Genomic DNA, 19,614 nt, shown 5'->3' on the forward strand with positions numbered 1-19,614 from the left:
AAAGATAGGAAATGAGGGAAAAAAAGATGAATGATAAGTGATGAATGATAAATGATGAATTACTACCTCGACAACACTGTTTAAGTTGCTGCGGTAGCAATTCATCATTTATCACTCATCACTTATCACTCAGATCTTAAGGTTTAACCTCATCCATCAAACAACTGGTCCCTCCATTGGCCAGGGACAAACCTTTCAAACGCTGAATGATGATGAGCATTTTTTCGCGGTTGATTTGGTAGCGCTGGATCAGGGCTGACAAATCTTTTGAACTAAGGGTGGTGTGGTCTTTGCCTGCAATCTCGTTGTAGGTATTCACCGTGCGGATAAAGTCTTCCCGATCCTGTTTTACGGAAGCGAACATCATGGGCGAAATAGCAGTAGAATCTTTATTGGCCTTAATGTAGGTATTGAGGCCATTCATGATGTTTTCAAAGCACTCCAATTTGCTGTAGTAGCCCGCTGAAATGTCTTTGTACTGGCGGATGTTTTGCTCGTAGGTGGCGTTTTCGATGGCGGTGATCTTCTCCCCTACCCTCTGGCCACAAATCTGACAAGTTGGATACACCTGGCTGGCGCGGGTGAGCAACCAGCTCTTTTTGGATTCCATATCGAGCCGTGGATCAGGTGAAAAATCAGCTTCAAATAAAGCCGTTTCCATCTCTTTGAGTTTGCGCAAAGTCAGGTCATAGGTTTCCAAAGCCTGGATTTCTTTAGGCAACTTGCCCTGGGTTTCGATTTGTTTCACCCGATCGCGGTAATAATCCAACATTTCGATGTCCTCATAAATATGGCGTGGCGAGCGATTGGAATAATTGTAAGGGCCAGGGTTATTGAGCAGGTAGGCTGCCACTGAACGAGCTTTTTGCATCAACTCAGTACCAAACCAGAGGTCGACATCATTTTGCACATTGCCGTACAAGCGGGTGTATTTCTCCCGAATGATGGGTTCCTGTTTGACCAGTTTGCCCAATTCTTCCTTGCGCAGTTCATTGACATGGAAGTACAACTCGATTACCTTGGAGTAAGCCAACCAATCAGGGTATTTGGTATTGAGGCTATTCTGGAAAACATCCATTTGTTTGTTGAGCTCAACAGCCAGCTTCAGGATTTCCAAAAAGGATTTTTCCACTTCGCGTTTTTCCGCGTTTTGGATTTTGCGGAAATCTTTGGCTTTCTTCTCGATGTATTGCTGGTTGTAGGCCATTTGGGAGTGGTCGGTGTTGTACTCCGCTTTGGTGCTCACCACCAGCAGAAATGGCGCCGTGGTAGTATTGATCATCTTTTTGAGGTCGTCGACCCGGCCGGGTTTAGCATTGGTGAAGAACTTGGAACGCACGGGTTTTTCGACATCCCAGTGAATGCGGTACAAAATGGCCGAAATAACCTTTTCTTCGTACAAACCACTCAGTTCTTTATTCAGCAACTTGATGTAAAATTCGCTGACAATTTTTTGTGGATCCTCCAGGTTGCCCATCGACTTGATGCCTTTGTCCACCTGAGGGATGATCTGATCTGAAAGAGCCGAAAAAGTCCCGGTGATGGGGTTTTTCAGGATGCTGGTAGCGGTTCGACCCAGGTTAAGGGAAATTTCAGCGGTTTTTTTCCAAAATTCATTGGAATTATTGCCTTTGAAGGCTTCAAATTTGACCTTGGCTACGATGTCGTTTTTCAGGTTGTCATCGGGAATATTTTCCAAAAAACGACCGCCGTATTCCACCAAACGTTGGGAAATGGCCGGGTTGCGCACATCGTGGATCATCAATGGGATCGTCAGGGTATTTGCTTCATTGACCGGATCCTTGATGTTCACCGCCAGGTACATGTACTGAGGATAGTCACCCTTTTTCAGTCCGACGTCTTTCTTTTCCCCTTTGTTTAAACCTTCTCCTTCAAAAACGGCCTGGAGGGCGGTTGGATTCAGGAGGTAAACATAGGCGGAATTGAGGTTGTAATCAGAAGAAACCGGCGTTGGCGTCGTCCAGGTTTCTACCTCGGTTGCGGTAATGGAAAATTGGGCGAATGAGGCCTGTACACTGAACAAAAACAGCAGTGTAGTAGCGAGCAATGGCATAGCAAATGGAAGTCGCAGCGTTCCACGCTTGGCTGGAAAGAGTACTTTAACAAACATCGATGTTTATGTTTTGAGCTTTTACACCATGCACTTAACGTCGTCAAAAGGAAAAGTTACATGTCTTAGGGTTTTTCTTTTTGAAAGTGACGCAAAAAAAACAAAAGCCCTAGGCGTAGGAGCAATAACCAGGGTAAAGCATGCATCATAAGGTCAAACCAATCCAACCAATACTGGCCCTTAGCCCCATCGCGTAGCCAGATCAGCTTATTAACGATATGGGGCTGCGGGGTAAAGGGTGCCAAACCCAGCGTAAGGCAAGCCAATACCACAAATTTCCAGTCATTTATGGCTTGTTTCATGGGACGGTTTTTGGAGAGGTTGTACTAAAAATAGTTTTGCACAATAAATCTGAACTTTAAATTACGTCTTTTTCCATAAAAATCCCTTTTTTTACTTAACCTAAATCAGAAACACAAGATGATCGAGCAACCCAACATAGTCGTATTAGATGGACACACCCTCAATCCGGGAGATTTAAGTTGGCAGGAATTACAAAATCTAGGAAAAGTAACGGTATACGATCGCTCGAGTAGCGATGAAGTGGTTCCCCGATCAAAAACTGCGCATATTTTAGTGGTCAACAAAGTGCCAATCACCCGCGAACAAATCGAGCAATTACCTGATTTGCAATGCATATGTGTAAGTGCCACAGGGTACAACAACATCGATCTGCAAGCCACTCGCGAAAGGGGAATTTGTGTGTCTAATGCCGTGGGGTATGGCACTTTTTCGGTAGCTCAACATGTATTTGCCTTGCTACTTGAATTGAGCAACAATGTGGCGCTTCACCACCAAAGCGTGTTGAATGGCGACTGGAGCAATCAACCTGATTTCGCGTATTGGAAAAAACCACTGATAGAACTCAACGGCAAGACCATGGGCATTTTGGGCTTTGGCCGCATTGGTCAAAAAGTGGCATCTATTGCCATGGCGATGGGAATGCGGGTAATTGCCACCCACCGCCACCCCGAGCGTGATGCCCTGGTTGGGGTTACGTTTGTACGCATTGAAGACCTTTTTTCTTCCAGTGACGTCATCAGCCTAACGGTACCGCTCAACGACAAAACCAACCAAATCGTCAACGCCAAACTGTTGGAAAGGATGAAACCCTCGGCTTTTTTGATCAATACTGGCCGGGGAGAACTGATCAACGAAGCAGATTTGTTGCAGGCCTTACAAAACGGCAAACTAGCTGGCGCGGGTCTGGATGTGCTGGATGGGGAACCGCCTCGCCCTGATCACCCTCTCTTTGGCTTGCCGAATTGTATCATCACCCCGCATCAAGCCTGGGCCAGTCGAGAGGCTCGCCAGCGTTTACTCAACATTACAGGCACTAATGTCGCCTCCTTTTTACGGGGTAAACCTCAAAACGTCGTCAACCTATAACGCCATATTTACACAAATTTTAAGGGTTTTTTAATCTGCTTTTAAGGGGAAGTTCCTTCTTTGGGCTTAACATTGCAATTCTTCCAGTTTTTATTTAGGTCGATTGCTCAGCTAACTAGGCTGGGTTAAGATAAAGGCAATAGTTATTTACCACATTGATTGTACAAAAGGGGTCATCGTTGATGGCTCCCTTTTATTTTAAACCATAACCAAATGAATACAAGTGCGTTGATCATGATGATTAGTACCCAAATCATCGTAGCTGGAGCTTGTGGGTTCTTCTTTTACAAGATTCTAACTACCAAACAAAACCAAGAAGAGGATTAATACCGTGTTTTTTTTCGTTTTTAAATGTCCACGACTTAAGTTTACAGCCATCTAAGGGTAGCCAATACTCGTGCTACCCTCTTTTTTTACCTAAATATTATGGAGATACTAACCATTATCGTTTTTGTTGTAGGGTATCTGTTGATCACCTTGGAACACAATGTACACATCGATAAAGCTGCGACCGCCATCATTACCGGGGTGTTGTGTTGGACTTTGTATGCTCTTTCAGGCGTGGAAGTACACCATATCAGCGAACACTTGGGGCATCATCTCTCTGGCATTGCCGGAATTCTTTTTTTTCTGATTGGGGCCATGACCATCGTAGAACTCATTGATGCACACCAGGGTTTTGAGGTCATCACACAACAAATCCGCACCCGTGACAAACGGCGTTTGTTGTGGGTGATTGGAATTCTTACTTTCTTCTTGTCTTCCATCCTGGATAATTTAACCACCACAATTGTTATAGTTGTTTTGCTCAAAAAACTCATTTCCAGCCCCAAAGATCGCTTGTACTACATTGCGGCCACTGTTATTGCAGCCAATGCAGGTGGAGCTTGGTCACCCATCGGCGATGTTACAACAACAATGCTGTGGATTGGTGGACAGCTATCCGCAGGAAATCTTGTAACCAAATTAATTTTACCCTCCATAACGGCTTTGATTGTTCCCCTGTTTTTGATCAGTTGGAAACTCAAAGGCGAGCTCCAGGATGTGGAAGAAGGTTCTGAGAATCCAAAAAATGAAATCCATCCAAGGGAGAAAAAGCTGGTACTGTTTTTAGGGGTTGGAATGCTGCTAATGGTGCCTATTTACAAAATGATCACCCATCTTCCTCCTTACATGGGTATGCTGCTGGGTTTGGGTATTCTTTGGCTCACCACCGAAATCATCCACCGCGAAAAGACTCATGAGCACAAAAAATCCCTCTCGGTGTTGAAGGCACTGGAGCGGATGGATATGCCTTCTATTTTGTTCTTCTTGGGTATTTTATTGGCCGTTTCGGCACTCGAAACGCAAGGTACATTACCTGGATTGGCCCGTTGGCTGGATACCAGTGTTGGCAATATGGATGTAGTGGTGATCATCACCGGAATTCTTTCAGCCATTGTGGACAATGTACCATTGGTGGCAGCAGCAATGGGCATGTATTCCCTGGGCGACATTCCTGCGGATAGCCGTTTTTGGGAAATGTTAGCCTTTTGTGCGGGTACAGGGGGGAGCATGCTGATCATTGGTTCAGCAGCAGGTGTTGCGGCAATGGGTTTGGAAAAAATCACGTTTGGCTGGTATTTTCAAAAAATCAGTTGGATTGCGCTGCTGAGCTATTTTGCCGGGATTGGGGTGTATTTTTTGCAAACTGCAATATTTTAAAAAGAGGTGTAGTTGAAATGCTACACCTCTTGCCATGACGGAACCCATTGGAGACCTATTCAGGTCAGAAACGAATTGGATTAACAAAAAAAGAACCGAATTCTGAAAAAACAATAAAACAAAATTAGCCTTATTGATTTTAAGGCGGCTTAAAATCAACTTAAAATCCCTTTAAAATCAAGGCTTTAAAAGATCAGATAGGTAAATTCACCTCGAACACACTACCCTGCCCTGGCATGGATTGTACACGTAAGGTACCATCGTGGAGCTCGATGATTCGGCGGCTAAGCGCCAAACCAATACCATTTCCCAGGGTTTGATTTTGGGCATTGGAGGCCCGATAGAAGGGCCTGAAAATATACTCTTGTTCGGCAGGTGGTATGCCGATGCCATCGTCTGAGAATGCGATGTGCACCTCTTTATTGGTGAAAGAAATCAGAATGCGGACGCTCTGGTTTTGGGAAAATTTACAGCCATTTTCCATCAAATTGATGAACGCTGTGCGTAGAAGCGTCTCATTGCCATTGACGTGGAGTGAAGATTCTTCCTCAGGCAAACGATCGTATTCGATGCTAAAACGGTAACTGGGGTGCGCTTTGACCAGATCATTTTGGGCATTGAGGACAATTTCATCCACCCTGACTCGACTAAATTGTTGTTTCTGCTTTTCCAAGCTGGATTGAGCGAGTACCAGGAGACCATTGGAAAGGGCAATCAGTTTCTGGGTATCTTCATTCAAGGAGTGTAAAATGGATTGGTACTCTTCGGGGCTGCGGGCTTTGCTCAACACCATCTGAATTTGACTGGTCAAAGCCATCAATGGGGTGCGTAACTCGTGTGAGGCGCTGGAAACAAACTGGCGTTGAACGTCGAAAGCTGCTTCCAGACGAGTCAGCATCTGGTTAAAATTACTGGCCAGCAAGCCCAACTCATCCCGGGGATTTTCAATAGGTACCCGGCGATTGAGGTTACCTGCTGTAATGGAGCTGATTTCTTCATTCAGTTTGGCTATTGGAGCCAATACCCGGCGCGAAAAAAACAAACCAGCCAACAAGATAATGAGCAAGCCGATACTAAAACCTTGCCAGAGCACCCTGCGCAAATCCTTGATTTGGGCCCAACCGTAGCGGTCTTCAGCGCTGATCAATACCACAAAATTGCCAAACTTGAGGTCGCGGTAGTGCAAACCTACACATTCATTTGGCCCAAGGTGACTTTTGTAGTCCGTGTATTGACGGGTTTCGGTAATCATGTATTTGGGGAAAATAGGGATAGAATCTGCTTTGCGGTTCCGGGAATAAATCAAATTGTCTTCATAATCATACACCTCTATTCTTTCATTAAAAAGGGAGCGAACGGAGTTTTTTTCAATAATATCGAGCAGGTTTCGGTCTATTTCTTCAACGGTGATCAACAAACGTGCGGTAGTCAGGGCACGAGTGCCGAGACGGAAATAGAACTCTTGCTGGCGTTGGTACTCCGAAAGGGAATAGATGATCAAGGAAAACAAGAACAAAATACCTGCGGCGAGGAGTGCAAACTGAAGACTAAGTTTGAGGCGGATGTTCATGCAGTGGTAATTCAGTTGGCAGCCAAAAAATAGCCCATGCCGGGTTTGGTGTGGATCAGCTTGGGTTCGTAGTGGCGGTCAATTTTTTTGCGCAAAAAATTGATGTATACCTCTACGACATTAGTGCCTGAATCAAAATTGAGGTCCCAAACCTGTTCCATGATGTCGTATTTAGAAACAACCCGGCCCTCGTTTTTGATCAAAAATTCCAATAATGCAAATTCTTTGGGAGTAAGCGAAATAAGGTCTCCAGCTCGGTATACGTTTTTACTGTCCAGGTTCAGTTCCAAATCGGCAACCTGGAGCAAGTTGGAGGGCATGTTTGAATGTTGAGGATGATGGTGTTTCAACAGGACGCGCATACGGGCCAATAATTCCCGAAAATCAAAGGGTTTAACCAAGTAATCATTGGCCCCTACGGCAAAACCGTTGAGTTTTTCGTCCATACTTCCCAGGGCCGTCACCATAATAATCGGTAGATCGGGTTTGTTTTCCCGAATCGCCTGACACACTTCAACACCATCTACAAAGGGGAGGTTTAAATCCAGCAGGACCAGTGCATAATCGTTGCTTAAAGCCAAATGGCGCCCCACGGCACCATCGGGTGCTACCTCTACCCCAAATTCGTGCTCGGACAACCATTGCTGTATTGAGCTGGCGATTTTGGGTTCATCTTCCACTAAAAGGATGGGCGTTTTCTCCATTATACTGAATAACTCCTGTTTAAATGGCGTCAAATTTGAAAATCGTTTGGCTAAAGCCTATTAAAATGGGCTTAAAATTTGAATAATGAAAAGGGCTTACGCCAAATTGCCATGGTGTAAGCCCTTTTCTATTTTAAACCTTCTTTCTCTTTTTCACAACTGCGGAATGCGCAGTACTTGTCCCGGGTAAATCAGGTTTGGATCTTTCAACATCGGTTTGTTGGCTTCAAAGATGACCGGGTATTTCATCGCGTCACCGTAGTGAGCCTTGGCAATTTTGGAAAGGGAGTCCCCTTTTTTTACCTCATAAAACGTAGCTTCGGGCTCTGGTTCGATCACCGTCATGCGGTCGTCAACCTGCTCAATTCCTTCTACGTTACCCAGAGTCAGGATGATTTTTTCTTTATCGGCCTGAGAATTGACCTCTCCAAACACGATCACTGTATCTTCTTGCAAGTCTACAAAGAAGTCTTTTACCTCGATTCCCAGCTCAGCCACTGCATTGCGGAGTGCTTCAACATTGGTTTCGTGCACTGCTTCGGCTTCTTCTGGTTTGGTTACTTCGGCTTTTTTGCGATTGAACAATTTAGCGCCAGCATTTTTCAAAAAGGAAAAGAGTCCCATGGTGTTATCTTTTGATTGGTGTTAGAAAATTTTCCGCTCCAAATATAAAAAACGAAACGGCAATGTAACGCAGAAAAATTAACTTCCCGATTTGGGTTTTGAATAGGAAGTCGAACGCTTCATTTCAAGTGAGCTTCCTGTTCAAAAGCCTCAAAAAAAATCGGGAAGTAATTTTTTGCGTCATCCAATGCTCGGTTTTTGGTTAAATCCTGAAATTTTATTTGCGTTTTCTGCTTTTGAGGTACCCATTTTTTACAAAACAGCTTATATTTGCCCAGTTTTTTTAAGACAAATCTTATACTAGCAAAGTAAACAAGAAGTTATGCAAGGAAAAGGACTGGTAAGGTTTTTCCTGATACTGATGACGATTGTCACGCTATTTCAGTTTCTGTTGACGATTCCTACGACGAATGTAGAGAAGAACGCTGAAGCCTATGCCCTCAAAGCCAAGGCTAAAGCGAAGGGAAACAAAGACGCCGCGTACAAAAGTGCGCGTGCCGCTTATTTGGATTCTATGTCTACAGAAGTAGTCTTTGATCTCAAAGGGCTGAAAAAGTACACCTATCAGGATTTGAAGGGTCAACAGTTGGCGATGGGGTTGGACCTGAAAGGGGGTATGAGTGTGGTCTTACAAGTTGACTTGGAAGATTTCATCCGTTCACTTGCCTCTAACCCGGATAACGCAGAATTCAAGAGCGCTTTGAAAAAAGCTTCTCAAGATCAGCGTCAAACCCAAGACAACTACGTAACGCTCTTCGCTAGAGCTTACGCCGAAATCAGTGGTGACAAACCACTGGCAAACTTGTTTTCCCGCAATGATGCCTTGAAAGATGAGATCAAATCTGGTGATCCCAATCAAAAGGTCATCAGCGTGCTGAAGCAAAAAGCGGATCAAACCGCCGAATTGACTTTCCGTTTGTTGAAAGAGCGGATCGACAAATTGGGAGTAACTGGCCCCAACGTATCTTTGGACAACGCCCGGGCATTGATCCTGGTGGAATTGCCAGGTATCGACAACCCACAGCGTGCGCGCAATTTCCTTTCAGGTGCTGCTCGCCTGGACTTTTGGAACGTTTACCGCCTGAATGATCCAATCAATCCGAATGCTTCGACCAGCAAACAAATCATCGAAGGGTTTATTGGAGCGAATGAAGCATTGGCCAAAACGTTGGGAACGGGTAAAACGCGCCCAGATACGGTTGGCTTGGTAAAAGTTGATTCTCTGGGTAATGCATTGGCCAAAAGTAAGTGGAAATACGACAGCATCCGTCAGGTGCCTGCCGATAACCCACTGCTGGAGATCCTGCAAATCAACACCCAAGGTCAGGCACCAGCTTTGATGGGTTATGCCGAAAAGAACAAAAAAGCAATCATCGATACGATGTTGGCTCGGCCAGAAGCAATGGCACAGTTCCCTCGTGACCTGACTTTTGCCTGGTCGAAAGATCCAATTACCGATCCTACCACGAAGAAACCAACCAACGTATACGAATTGTACGCCATCAAAAAAGAGGGCAACCGTCAGGAAGCTCCTTTGAGTGGCGACAATGTGGTACAAGCTTACGAGGATTCTGACCAAAATACTGGCAAAATCGTGGTTTCCCTACGCATGGATGGTGAAGGTGCCAAGACTTGGGCGGCTATGACTACCAAAGCAGCGCAAGCCGGCAATCGGGAAATTGCCATTACCCTGGACGGTGAGGTCATCTCCTGCCCTGGTGTTAACGAGCCAATTACGGGTGGTAGCTCCCAAATTTCGGGTAGCTTTACCCTGGAAGAAGCCAAAGACTTGGCTAACCTGCTGGAAGTAGGTAAACTGCCTGCTGAAACCCGCATCATTCAGGAATCGGTTATCGGTCCGTCTTTGGGTCAAGAAAACATCAATAAAGGTTTCAGCACTTTGGTGATTACCTTTATTGCGATCCTGGCCTTCATGGTGGCTTATTATGCAGGTGGTGGTGTGGTGGCTATCCTTGCCTTGATCATCAACATCTTCTTGTTGCTTGGTGCAATGGCATCTTTGGGTACCGTTCTCACGCTACCTGGTATTGCCGGTATCGTATTGACCATCGGTATGGCCGTAGACGCCAACGTAATCATTTACGAACGGATCCGGGAAGAATTACGCAATGGCCTGGGGCTGAAAGCAGCCATTCAAGAAGGATTTAAACACGCTGCCAATGCCATCATTGATGGTAACTTGACGACCTTCATCGTAGGTATTGCGCTGGCGGTATTTGGTTTGGGTCCGATCAAAGGTTTTGCCATCGTACTGATGTTGGGTATTGCAACCACCCTCTTCACGGGTATCCTGGTGAGCCGGATGATCATTGAGTACTGGACGGATACAAGAGGCAAAAGTATGAGCTTTAGCTATCCTTGGTCCGCCAACACCCTACTCAACCAAAATGTAGACTGGATGGGTATCCGCAAGATTTCCTACGCCATTTCGGGTGCATTTGTCGTGATCAGCATCATTGCGATCCTGGTGCGCGGCTTTGACCTGGGTGTAGACTTCAAGGGTGGGTATTCTTTCAACGTACAATTTGAAAAGGCTGTTGATGCAGAAGCCCTCCGTCAATCCTTGACAACAGAATTTGGTAGCACACCAGTGGTAAAAGCGGTGGACACCGAAAATACCCTGAACGTGGTGACCAGCCATATGATCGATAGTCCTGCTGAAAATGCACAGGACCAGGTCACTGAAAAATTGTTCGCTGGAGTCAATAAAGTTGCTGGTGGCAATGTGGAACTGGAAAACTTCAAATCATTGGATGGCTCGGGTACCCACGTCACCAGTGCCAGCAAAGTTGGACCTACCATTGCGGACGACATTCAGCGCAGTTCCTGGAAAGCTGGTTTGTTTGGCTTGATTGGCATCTTCTTGTACATCTTCTTGCGTTTCAGCAAGGCGAAGTACGGCTGGGGTGGTATCATTGCCTTGATCCACGATGCTACGATCGCCATGGGCGCATTTGCTTTATTCCACGGCATTCTGCCTTTCAACATGGAAATCGACCAGGCGTTTATCGCGGCTATCCTGACCTTGTTGGGTTACTCCATCAACGATACGGTAATCGTATTTGACCGGATTCGGGAATACATCCACAAGTTCCCGACCATGAAGAAACATGACTTGATCAACGCAGCGATCAACAGTACCCTAAGCCGTACCATCATTACTTCATTGACGGTATTCATCACCGTATTGATCCTGTTCTTCTTCGGGGGCAACAGCATCAAAGGTTTTGCATTCGCCATGATGTTGGGGGTACTTTTTGGTACTTACTCTTCGATCTTTATCGCTTCTCCAATCGTAGCCGACCTCACCAAAGGCGACTACCTGGATGCAAAGTTTGCTTCACGCAGCACTGCTGAAGAAGATGGTAAAGGCAAAGGCAGCAGCAAAGCTGTAGCTAAAGTGTAATTGAAAGTTTAATCTTTTGAATATACCGAACCGGTGGTTGAGCGCAAGCTTGGCTACCGGTTTTTTGTTTTTAGTACTCTGTAAGCTGCCCGACCAATAAACTCTTCTGCTCTTTTCTACGTTTTTCTTATATTCCCGTCACAAAACGATCGTATGAAGGCTATTTTTTCTGTCATCAGTTTATCCTTGCTTATTTTGCTGAGCGCATGTAGCGTAGCCAATCAGGTGCGCGACGGCAAAACGGCCTATGAAGCCAAACAATACAAAGTAGCCACCGGGCTTTTGCAAAAAGAGTTCAACAAGGCCAAAACCCGACTTGAAAAAGGGAAAATTGCCTACATGATGGGGCTCTCGCTCAAGGCAATCCACCAGCATGAACAAGCCATTGATTGGTTTCAAAAAGCCTACGACAACCAGGCGGGTACCGACGCGCTGAAAGAGATGGCCCAGGCCCTGAAAATGGCTGGCCGCTACGCCGACGCCAAAGAAGCTTACAAAAACCTGGGTATTGAAATTGGTAGCCCCTATGAATACCGCAAGGAAATTGCCGCTTGTGACGTGGCGGAAGGTTGGAAAAAAATCAAAACACCAGAATACAGTGTGGAGCCGGCTACTTTTAATACAAAGTTCGCCGATTACGCACCCGTTTTTTTCAAAGACCAGTTGGTGATCAGCTCCGACCGCACTACGGCAACAGGTGACAAAAAAATCTACGCCTGGACAGGCAATGACTTTAGCGATCTCTTTGCCATCAATACCCAAACGGGTGATGCCAACAACTTCAGTGCCGCACTGAATACCCTGGCCAACGAAGGTACGGCTACCTTTAATGCCAGCTTTACAGAGGTGTTTTTCACCCGCTGTACGGGCACCAAAAAGGAAGACCAGTTTTGCAAAATCATGTACAGTGTGTTTGACGGGACTTCCTGGATTGCACCAGAGCCGCTTAGCTTTCAAACGGCGGGGGTAAATTATGGTCAACCTTGTTTGTCTCCCAATGGCAAACAGCTTTATTTTTCGGCCAATCATCCCGATGGTTGGGGTGGGCACGACATCTGGATGAGCGAGCGGGTCGGCAGCGAATGGACCGAACCCAAACTCCTGCCCCGTTCGGTGAATACGTTGGGCAATGAAATGTTCCCCAGTATGGACCACGATACTTTGTACTTCTCTTCCGACACCCACCCAGGGATGGGCGGCCTGGATATTTTTAAAACCTATCGCCTCAAAAACGGAGACTGGGCACCGGTATTCAACCTCAAGCCCCCTATCAACTCCATGGGCGACGATTTTGGCTTTTTGGTAGACTACCAGTCCAAACGCGACTCGGGCGTCACCAGCATCGGTTATTTGACCTCAAACCGCAACGACGGACAAGGCAACGACGACATCTATACCTTTGAACGCCGCTATGTGCCACCTCCTCCCCCACCTCCAGTGGCTGAACGCCCCAAGGAAGAGCCCAAAGCGAGGCTGATTCTGGATGGCTTTGTACTGGAAAAAATCTTCCAGGACGCCAATAACCCCAATAGTAAGGTACTTGGCCGCAAGCCCCTGCCTGAATCCAAGGTGGACATTAAAATTGGCAACAAAACCGAAACGGTGACCGTGGATGCCGAAGGCCACTTCCGCATTGAGCTTTCGGAAAACCTAGATTATAACTTCCTGGCTTCCCATACAGGTTACCTCAACAACTCTGCAAAGTTCTCAACCAAAGGCATCGCCAAAGATCCTGCCAACCCTGAGCAGGTATTTGAAATCGAGATCATCCTAGATAAGATCTACCTGGACAAGGAGATTCGCCTGGAAAACATCTACTACGACCTGGATAAATGGGACATCCGCGCCGATGCTCAACCCACTCTGGATAAGCTTGCAGAGACTTTGAAGCTGAATCCAAAGGTTAAAATTCAATTGTCATCTCATACGGATTGCCGGGGATCCAATGCTTACAATGAAACCTTGTCGCAAAAACGGGCACAATCTGCCGTGGATTACCTGATTAGCAAGGGGATCGAAGCGCAACGCCTGGAGGCCCGGGGCTATGGTGAAGGGGTGCCTGAGGCGACTTGTGCTTGTGCTACGTGTAGTGAGGATGAGCATCAGTTGAATCGGAGGACGGCGTTTCGGGTGGTGGAGTGAGTGGGGGATTGGCAATAAAAACATTGCATTTTTTGTGTAACAACCAAAATCTAGCTTATTTTTATGTCAGTTATGCCTCACGGTAGCTTCGAGCGGTAATTAGTAATGCACTGGCTCTGGGCTAGTAATAATGCCTTAATTCAAAAAATCAAAGCATTATTATTTACCACTCAAAGCTACAGTGAGGTTTTGGGTAAATCATTTCAGTGAAATACCATAAAATCAGAATTTTCAAAATACATTTGCACAAAACCTAGATTGGCGAAGTATGTATATTATGAGAGTCATGTAATGCCATATTATTTTTAATAAATATCAAATACAATTATGAATACTACAAACTTGAATTCGCTTGATGACTTCATTAAGTATTGTAAACATCTCATTGCAAGTAATAAAATTGATGAGTTGTTTTCAAAGCTAAGGGATGGACTCTATTATAAGTCCGCAGTTTATAATGAAATAATTCTACTTCAAAGCAGGTATAGTTCTGCATTAAAAAGCGAGATGAGGGGAATTGTCACTCCAGAGTTCGATTCCGTTCTTAATACAATTCGGCATGGTTTGATTTCTATTATTGACCAATTTACAACTGAAGACCTTTCTGACACATACAGAACATACCTATCAATAGAAGACAATTTGGATATTCTTGCAAAAAATATAAAAATAAGCATACCGATCACCCCAGTGCATCTAGTTAATTGCAATAGACATTCTGAGTTAACGTTCTTTCGGCGCAAGCTAGAAGAATGGCATAAAAAAACCTTGCCTGTTCAGTTTTATTTCATTCTTGCCTGCCCTACTCAAGAACCTGAGGGATTTGCGGAACGCTTGGTATACGAGTTACTTGCGGACTTTGAATTAAGCGAACATAAATCCGTCTATTATTCAACTTTTGAAAACAATGGTAGGATTAAAGTAGATCGATTACCTACAGGGCAAACTTTAGAGTTTTCTAAAATCGCATTCAAGTCAGAATTTTCTAAGCGCTTTATGTTGGGTACCCAATCCTTTGAAGACTACTTATCTTCTACTTTGTCAGAACTCAACTACGATCATATTATTATCAGCTTGTCTATACCTGCTTCTTTAAAACGAGATACCGATCTGATGGAAAAATACTTGCAATGGCTGATAGATGTATTCTCTAACGCAAGCTTGTCGAGAACTAAAATGATGTTTTTCTTCAGCATACCCTTAAAATATGCACACGTTCATGAAAAAATAGATAAAAGTGATCGTGAGGTTGTAAAAAGCATCCAACGTTTAAAGGACAACAACGAGAAAAATACTCTTTTGTTTTCAGCACTTCCTCCTGTAAAAGCGAGGGATTTTGAAGAATGGTTAGAAGATTTGGGACAAATTCCCCAATACCAAAAAGATAACATCATTCAAACCATATCCAAACGCTTTAACTCTGAGGAAAAGCTACTATTTGACTCGGTTCATTCACCAATTAACATGGAGCATATTGAAGACTTTCAAGAGAGAGTGTTTAAATTTCATGCTTAATATCAATACAAAGTTATGATCAACCATTACCATCTCAACGATCCTAAAAATAATTCAGCAACTACAAACAATACTAAGCTGAATGATCCCGCACTTTACATCCCTCAGCCAGAACTAATTGATGCAGTAAACGTATCTATAACTTTAGGGTTACCTTTATTACTTACTGGTGAACCAGGAACGGGGAAAACTGACTTGGCCAATCACTTGGCTTGGCATTTTAATCTGGGAGATGTTATTAAATTAAACATACAAACTTCTTCAAAATCTACTGATCTCTTTTATCGATATAATGCTTTGGCTCATTTCCATTACAATCAAAATCATCCTATAGCACTTAATCCTGATGAAATTGAAAATAAATTTATTCGATATCAAGGCTTAGGAGCAGCTATCGTAGCAAAAAATCGAAAAATTGTTTTGCTAGATGAGATAGACAAAGCCTCTCGAGATTTGCCTAATGATGTATTGGGTGCTCTAGAATTCTTAAGTTTTGAAGTACCTGAGATCGACAAAACGTACTCAACGGATCGAGAAAATGCGCCCATTATTATCATTACGTCCAATAGTGAAAAGAATTTGCCCGATCCATTTTTGCGCAGAGTAACTTATTTCCATATTCAATTTCCCATGGAAGAAAAACTCTTAAGCATCCTTAGTTCCAAAGTTACCGGGTATTCAGCAGAACAGCTACCTCATTTGATTAAACATTTTTCTGCAATTAGGGAAGATAATTCGCTCAAACTTCGTAAAAAGCCAGCTACCGCAGAGTTAATTCAGTGGGCGTACTTCCTGTATCAAGCAAATTTCGATCCTTCTGTCCTGAACAAAAAATCTTTAACAGCTGAAGAACTAAGAATATTAAATTGTTCTTATTCCATTTTAGCTAAAGTTAAGGAAGATTTAGTCGCCTTAAAAGAGTGGAAACTTATGAAATAAGGCTATAAGGGCTTGAACAATAGCATAATTTCAAATAAAATAACATTGACAAACCAGATTATCAGCAACCCAATTTCAAGTATTTAAAATAAAAGCAATTGCAGCATCGATTACGTAACCATCAATTTCTTGCACTTTTATTTGATGAACTGGGTTCAGCAGGCTACATTATAGATCCTTCGAAATATATGCGCATATTGGTGCTGGTAGACAACTTTAATCCTTCCACACCCTTGAGCCATTACCGCAGTATATTATGCCCCATTATTGCTTCAAATCCAACCGAACAACAAAAGTTTTATGGCATTTTTGATCAGTGTATTCTCATTCAGGATGCACTATATTCCGAGGAGGTCCCTATATCGGAGTCAAGTGAACAAAAAAGCAGCAAACGCCTTAGAAATCAGCTCAAACCTGTGTATTACTTCAAGTATTTAATTTTGTTATCATTGTTTGTTGCGCTACATATGGATTTGCGCCTACTCACGCCTAATCAAGGTTCGATTCATTCTCAAATGCCCAACTCGGTCTTTTTTTATTCTACACCTGGAGATTCCAGCAAACTGTTTATTCCTGCGCCAAGATATGAAATACCCTATAATAAATTGACTATAAGCAATTTAAACAAAAAAGCACAATCAAACAAAGGGCAGCTTCAGATTGGTGCTAATCGCCAGGCCCTATACATTGCAAATGCCAATGCAAAAAGTGGGCAAATCGATTCTGTGTTGGTTGTTTTTGAAACACTTTCTAGAAAAGACAGTGTATATTATATTGCACAAATAATTGATAAACTAGTCTCGATATCAGGTCAACAAAGCATCAAAAAACTCGTTGCTATTGGTCAATCTTCACTCATTGAAGAGTACAGACTCATTAAAATAAATTATTGGAATATTGTCTTTTTGTTGAGCGTGGCCTTTTTGTTCCTTACTCGAAAGAAATTTACCCGAGATTGGGCTTCAAAAAAAAAGCAACATGTATCAAGTTCTCCGCCCTATGTTTGGTCTTATCATAGTGATTCATCGGTTCCAAAGGTTTTAGGGGACAAAGTCCAATTAATCGCCTTACAAATGCAAGAACGAAGGCAAGGAGAGCGGCAAAGCATAGATTTAAAGGCTACCGTTGACGAATTTTCCCGACACCCCGGTCAATTTGCCATCCAATATCAGATAGAGACTCATGCACCGCAATACCTAATACTTATTGAAAGAAAAAGCCCCAACGATCATCGAGCGAACCTATTCAATACTTTATACCTGGAATTGCTAGAAGCAGAAATACCTATCAGTCGTTATTTTTTTACAGGAGATCCTAAAGTTTGTTATTTAGAGTCAATGGCCAAGGGGTATCCACTGGCAAAACTTGCTGAAATTTATCATGATGCACAACTTATCATTATTTCTGACGGATTCGCATTATTGTCCACTGCAAATCGACAATTGGCACCCTGGACTCTTATGCTTAAGTCCTGGCAAAATAGAGTTTTGCTAAGCCCTAAACCCCTTGAAAATTGGAACATAAATGAAAATACCCTAGGATCGTTTTTGCCAGTATTTCCTGCTTCCTTAGGTGGGTTAAGTGCCGCCATTGACTTGTTAAAAAACATGAAGCCTGCATATGATTTAAATGAAGTCAAAGCAATGAACAATTTAGGACTAACTTCATTTACAATTGGCATCAATTTGATAGACAGCCTTTTGCACAGATACAGATGTGAACCTGAGATGGTTTATTGGATTGCTGCCTGTGCGATTTGGCCAGATTTGAATTGGAAACTAAGTCTGGAAATTGGGAAAGAGCTAGGTGCAAAATACAATACTAATTTAGTCAGTTTTGAAAAACTTTTGGCATTAAGTAGTATCTCATGGTTTGTAGAAGGCAGTATTCCTGATGATCACCGCAAAACTCTAGTCCGTTATTTAAAAGAGGTAGGGATCGAACATGATTTGCGAAAAATGGTCATGGAAATCATCACCAAAGCAGAGTTACCACCTGAAAATTCTGTTGCCTATGATCAGTATCAATCAAATTTATTGTTAAACAGACTGGTTTTGAGCGATAGCAAGGCACCCGGGGCACACAAATTAACACGAGGGTTCCTCGACCTATTAGCTTCAGGAAAAGCCTTTGATACAGTTACTTTTGAATTTCTGCAAGCTAACTTCATAAACCTTTTTAATAGTAGTTTAATAAGTCCTGGCCCTCAAAAAAAGAGAATGATGCAGTTAAGGTGGCATTGGATTTTAGGTGTGCTGCTAATTTGTGGGATTGTTTTGATTGGTTTGAGGAAGGCAAGTTTGTCAATTAAAATCCCCACCAAAAATGAAAGGCTTGAACAAATAAGTAGCCAAATTTCAGATGCAATAAAACTACAGAATCACCATCAAGTAGACAGCTTGTTAAACCTCGTGAAAGTTTTTTTTGGTGACAATCCAAATGTAAATAACACCACAGCAATTCAATATCATAATTTTGTAGTAGATACAGTCAATCAACATTATCGCAATAAACCGTCCATAAATCTCCCCCTATCTAATTCACTTCAAGATTTTGTGTGTCTGAATTTAAACATTGCACTTACATTTCTTAGAGAAGAGAACGAAGGCATAAGAACAAAAATAATTCAAACTAAAGCTTCAATCGGATGCTCTCTGGAAATACCTTATCCTGAGATGGTTGTAGTAAAAGGGGGAAGGTTTAAAATGGGGGATGTTTTAAATGACCACCTTTATCCTAATGAGAAGCCCGTACACATGGTTGAGTTAAGGGATTATTTACTGGGGAAATATGAGGTGACATTTAAACAATACGACCGTTTTTGTGAAGCCACTCAAAAGCTAAAACCTGAAGATGAAAATTGGGGAAGGGGTAATCGTCCAGTAATCAACATAAGTTGGGTTGATGCGGTGAAATTTTGTAACTGGTTAAGTGAAGAACATGGCCTTGCAAAAGTTTATTCTACGATCCATGAAGATGGGTCGGTTCAGGTCAATTGGGAAGCGAATGGCTATAGACTACCTACCGAAGCTGAATGGGAATTTGCTGCTCGACAAAGAGGGGCAATAGTTCGATTTGGCAACGGCCAAAATCTAGCAGACATAAATACACTTAATTTTAATGCTTCAGAAATAGATGATTATTTCTCATTGCAAAAAGGCATAACCCGAGCTCAGACAGTACCTGTTGGTAGCTTGAACAGTCAAAACGCTTTGGGTATCTACGATATGAGTGGAAACGTTTGGGAATGGTGCTGGGATAGGTATGGAAAATATAACAACCTCATGTTGGCTAATAATCCGAAAGGCCCGAACTATAGAAATTTAATTCGGGTATATCGCGGCGGTTCTTTCGGTAGTTTTGCCAGCAATATCAGGGTTTCCAGAAGAAACTTTTACAATGCCAATAAACACTTCAAGGTAATTGGTTTCCGCCTCGCCAGAAATAAATAGTCGACCCTGAGAAACCC

12 protein-coding genes are annotated in these 19,614 nt (G+C 43.3%); 7 read left to right on the forward strand and 5 right to left on the reverse strand.

The annotated features are described in order from the left end of the window. Nucleotides 1-136: 136 nt before the first annotated feature. A complete protein-coding gene (locus ACO08K_RS29960; RefSeq protein WP_421800187.1) occupies nt 137-2,131 on the reverse strand; it encodes a hypothetical protein in 1,995 nt (664 codons plus the stop codon). Between the two features lie 65 nt (nt 2,132-2,196). Further along, the gene (locus ACO08K_RS29965; protein ID WP_421800188.1) at nt 2,197-2,433 is read right to left on the reverse strand and encodes a hypothetical protein; all 237 of its coding nucleotides are present in this window, start codon (nt 2,431-2,433) and stop codon (nt 2,197-2,199) included. A gap of 118 nt (nt 2,434-2,551) precedes the next feature. Between ACO08K_RS29965 and ACO08K_RS29970 the strand changes: the two genes are divergently transcribed. Together ACO08K_RS29970 and nhaD are read left to right on the forward strand one after the other, a co-directional pair. Then, a complete protein-coding gene (locus ACO08K_RS29970; protein WP_421800189.1) occupies nt 2,552-3,520 on the forward strand; it encodes a D-2-hydroxyacid dehydrogenase in 969 nt (322 codons plus the stop codon). A gap of 426 nt (nt 3,521-3,946) precedes the next feature. After that, nucleotides 3,947-5,224, forward strand: a complete 1,278-nt coding sequence (gene nhaD, locus ACO08K_RS29975) for a sodium:proton antiporter NhaD (RefSeq protein ID WP_421800190.1) — start codon at nt 3,947-3,949, stop codon at nt 5,222-5,224. 193 nt (nt 5,225-5,417) lie between these two features. Here the strand turns inward: nhaD and ACO08K_RS29980 are convergent, their stop codons facing one another. From ACO08K_RS29980 to lysM, 3 genes are all read right to left on the reverse strand, one after another. Further along, nucleotides 5,418-6,794 (reverse strand): HAMP domain-containing sensor histidine kinase, encoded by a 1,377-nt coding sequence (locus ACO08K_RS29980; protein ID WP_421800191.1) that lies wholly within the window; start codon nt 6,792-6,794, stop codon nt 5,418-5,420. An 11-nt stretch (nt 6,795-6,805) separates the two neighbouring features. Then, the gene (locus ACO08K_RS29985) at nt 6,806-7,531 is read right to left on the reverse strand and encodes a response regulator (RefSeq protein WP_421800192.1); all 726 of its coding nucleotides are present in this window, start codon (nt 7,529-7,531) and stop codon (nt 6,806-6,808) included. Between the two features lie 120 nt (nt 7,532-7,651). Beyond that, the gene (lysM, locus tag ACO08K_RS29990; RefSeq protein ID WP_421800193.1) at nt 7,652-8,122 is read right to left on the reverse strand and encodes a peptidoglycan-binding protein LysM; all 471 of its coding nucleotides are present in this window, start codon (nt 8,120-8,122) and stop codon (nt 7,652-7,654) included. 322 nt (nt 8,123-8,444) lie between these two features. On the opposite strand from lysM, the gene secDF reads away from it, so the two are divergent. The 5 genes from secDF (at nt 8,445) to ACO08K_RS30015 (ending at nt 19,597) form a co-directional block, all read left to right on the forward strand. Beyond that, complete coding sequence (secDF, locus tag ACO08K_RS29995) at nt 8,445-11,549, forward strand: protein translocase subunit SecDF (protein WP_421800194.1); 3,105 nt, start codon at nt 8,445-8,447, stop codon at nt 11,547-11,549. Between the two features lie 153 nt (nt 11,550-11,702). Continuing rightward, nucleotides 11,703-13,691 carry an OmpA family protein gene (locus ACO08K_RS30000; RefSeq protein WP_421800195.1) on the forward strand — a complete coding sequence of 663 codons (1,989 nt, stop codon included), beginning with the start codon at nt 11,703-11,705 and terminating at the stop codon, nt 13,689-13,691. Nucleotides 13,692-14,018: 327 nt separating this feature from the next. After that, entirely contained in the window at nt 14,019-15,206 is a 1,188-nt protein-coding gene (locus ACO08K_RS30005; RefSeq protein ID WP_421800196.1) for a hypothetical protein, read from the forward strand. A gap of 15 nt (nt 15,207-15,221) precedes the next feature. Continuing rightward, on the forward strand, nt 15,222-16,145 hold the full coding sequence (locus tag ACO08K_RS30010) for an AAA family ATPase (protein WP_421800197.1): 924 nt from the start codon (nt 15,222-15,224) through the stop codon (nt 16,143-16,145). A gap of 98 nt (nt 16,146-16,243) precedes the next feature. Then, complete coding sequence (locus ACO08K_RS30015; RefSeq protein WP_421800198.1) at nt 16,244-19,597, forward strand: formylglycine-generating enzyme family protein; 3,354 nt, start codon at nt 16,244-16,246, stop codon at nt 19,595-19,597. The last annotated feature ends 17 nt before the right edge of the window (nt 19,598-19,614 follow it).

The organism is Haliscomenobacter sp., assembly GCF_965225875.1.
Classification (GTDB): Bacteria; Bacteroidota; Bacteroidia; order Chitinophagales; family Saprospiraceae; genus Haliscomenobacter.

Coding starts and splice junctions, on each gene's coding strand:
- ACO08K_RS29960 (WP_421800187.1), bottom strand. CDS start 2,131: ATGTTTGTTAAAGTACTCTTTCCAGCCAAGCGTGGAACGCTGCGACTT.
- ACO08K_RS29965 (WP_421800188.1), bottom strand. CDS start 2,433: ATGAAACAAGCCATAAATGACTGGAAATTTGTGGTATTGGCTTGCCTT.
- ACO08K_RS29970 (WP_421800189.1), top strand. CDS start 2,552: ATGATCGAGCAACCCAACATAGTCGTATTAGATGGACACACCCTCAAT.
- nhaD (WP_421800190.1), top strand. CDS start 3,947: ATGGAGATACTAACCATTATCGTTTTTGTTGTAGGGTATCTGTTGATC.
- ACO08K_RS29980 (WP_421800191.1), bottom strand. CDS start 6,794: ATGAACATCCGCCTCAAACTTAGTCTTCAGTTTGCACTCCTCGCCGCA.
- lysM (WP_421800193.1), bottom strand. CDS start 8,122: ATGGGACTCTTTTCCTTTTTGAAAAATGCTGGCGCTAAATTGTTCAAT.
- secDF (WP_421800194.1), top strand. CDS start 8,445: ATGCAAGGAAAAGGACTGGTAAGGTTTTTCCTGATACTGATGACGATT.
- ACO08K_RS30000 (WP_421800195.1), top strand. CDS start 11,703: ATGAAGGCTATTTTTTCTGTCATCAGTTTATCCTTGCTTATTTTGCTG.
- ACO08K_RS30005 (WP_421800196.1), top strand. CDS start 14,019: ATGAATACTACAAACTTGAATTCGCTTGATGACTTCATTAAGTATTGT.
- ACO08K_RS30010 (WP_421800197.1), top strand. CDS start 15,222: ATGATCAACCATTACCATCTCAACGATCCTAAAAATAATTCAGCAACT.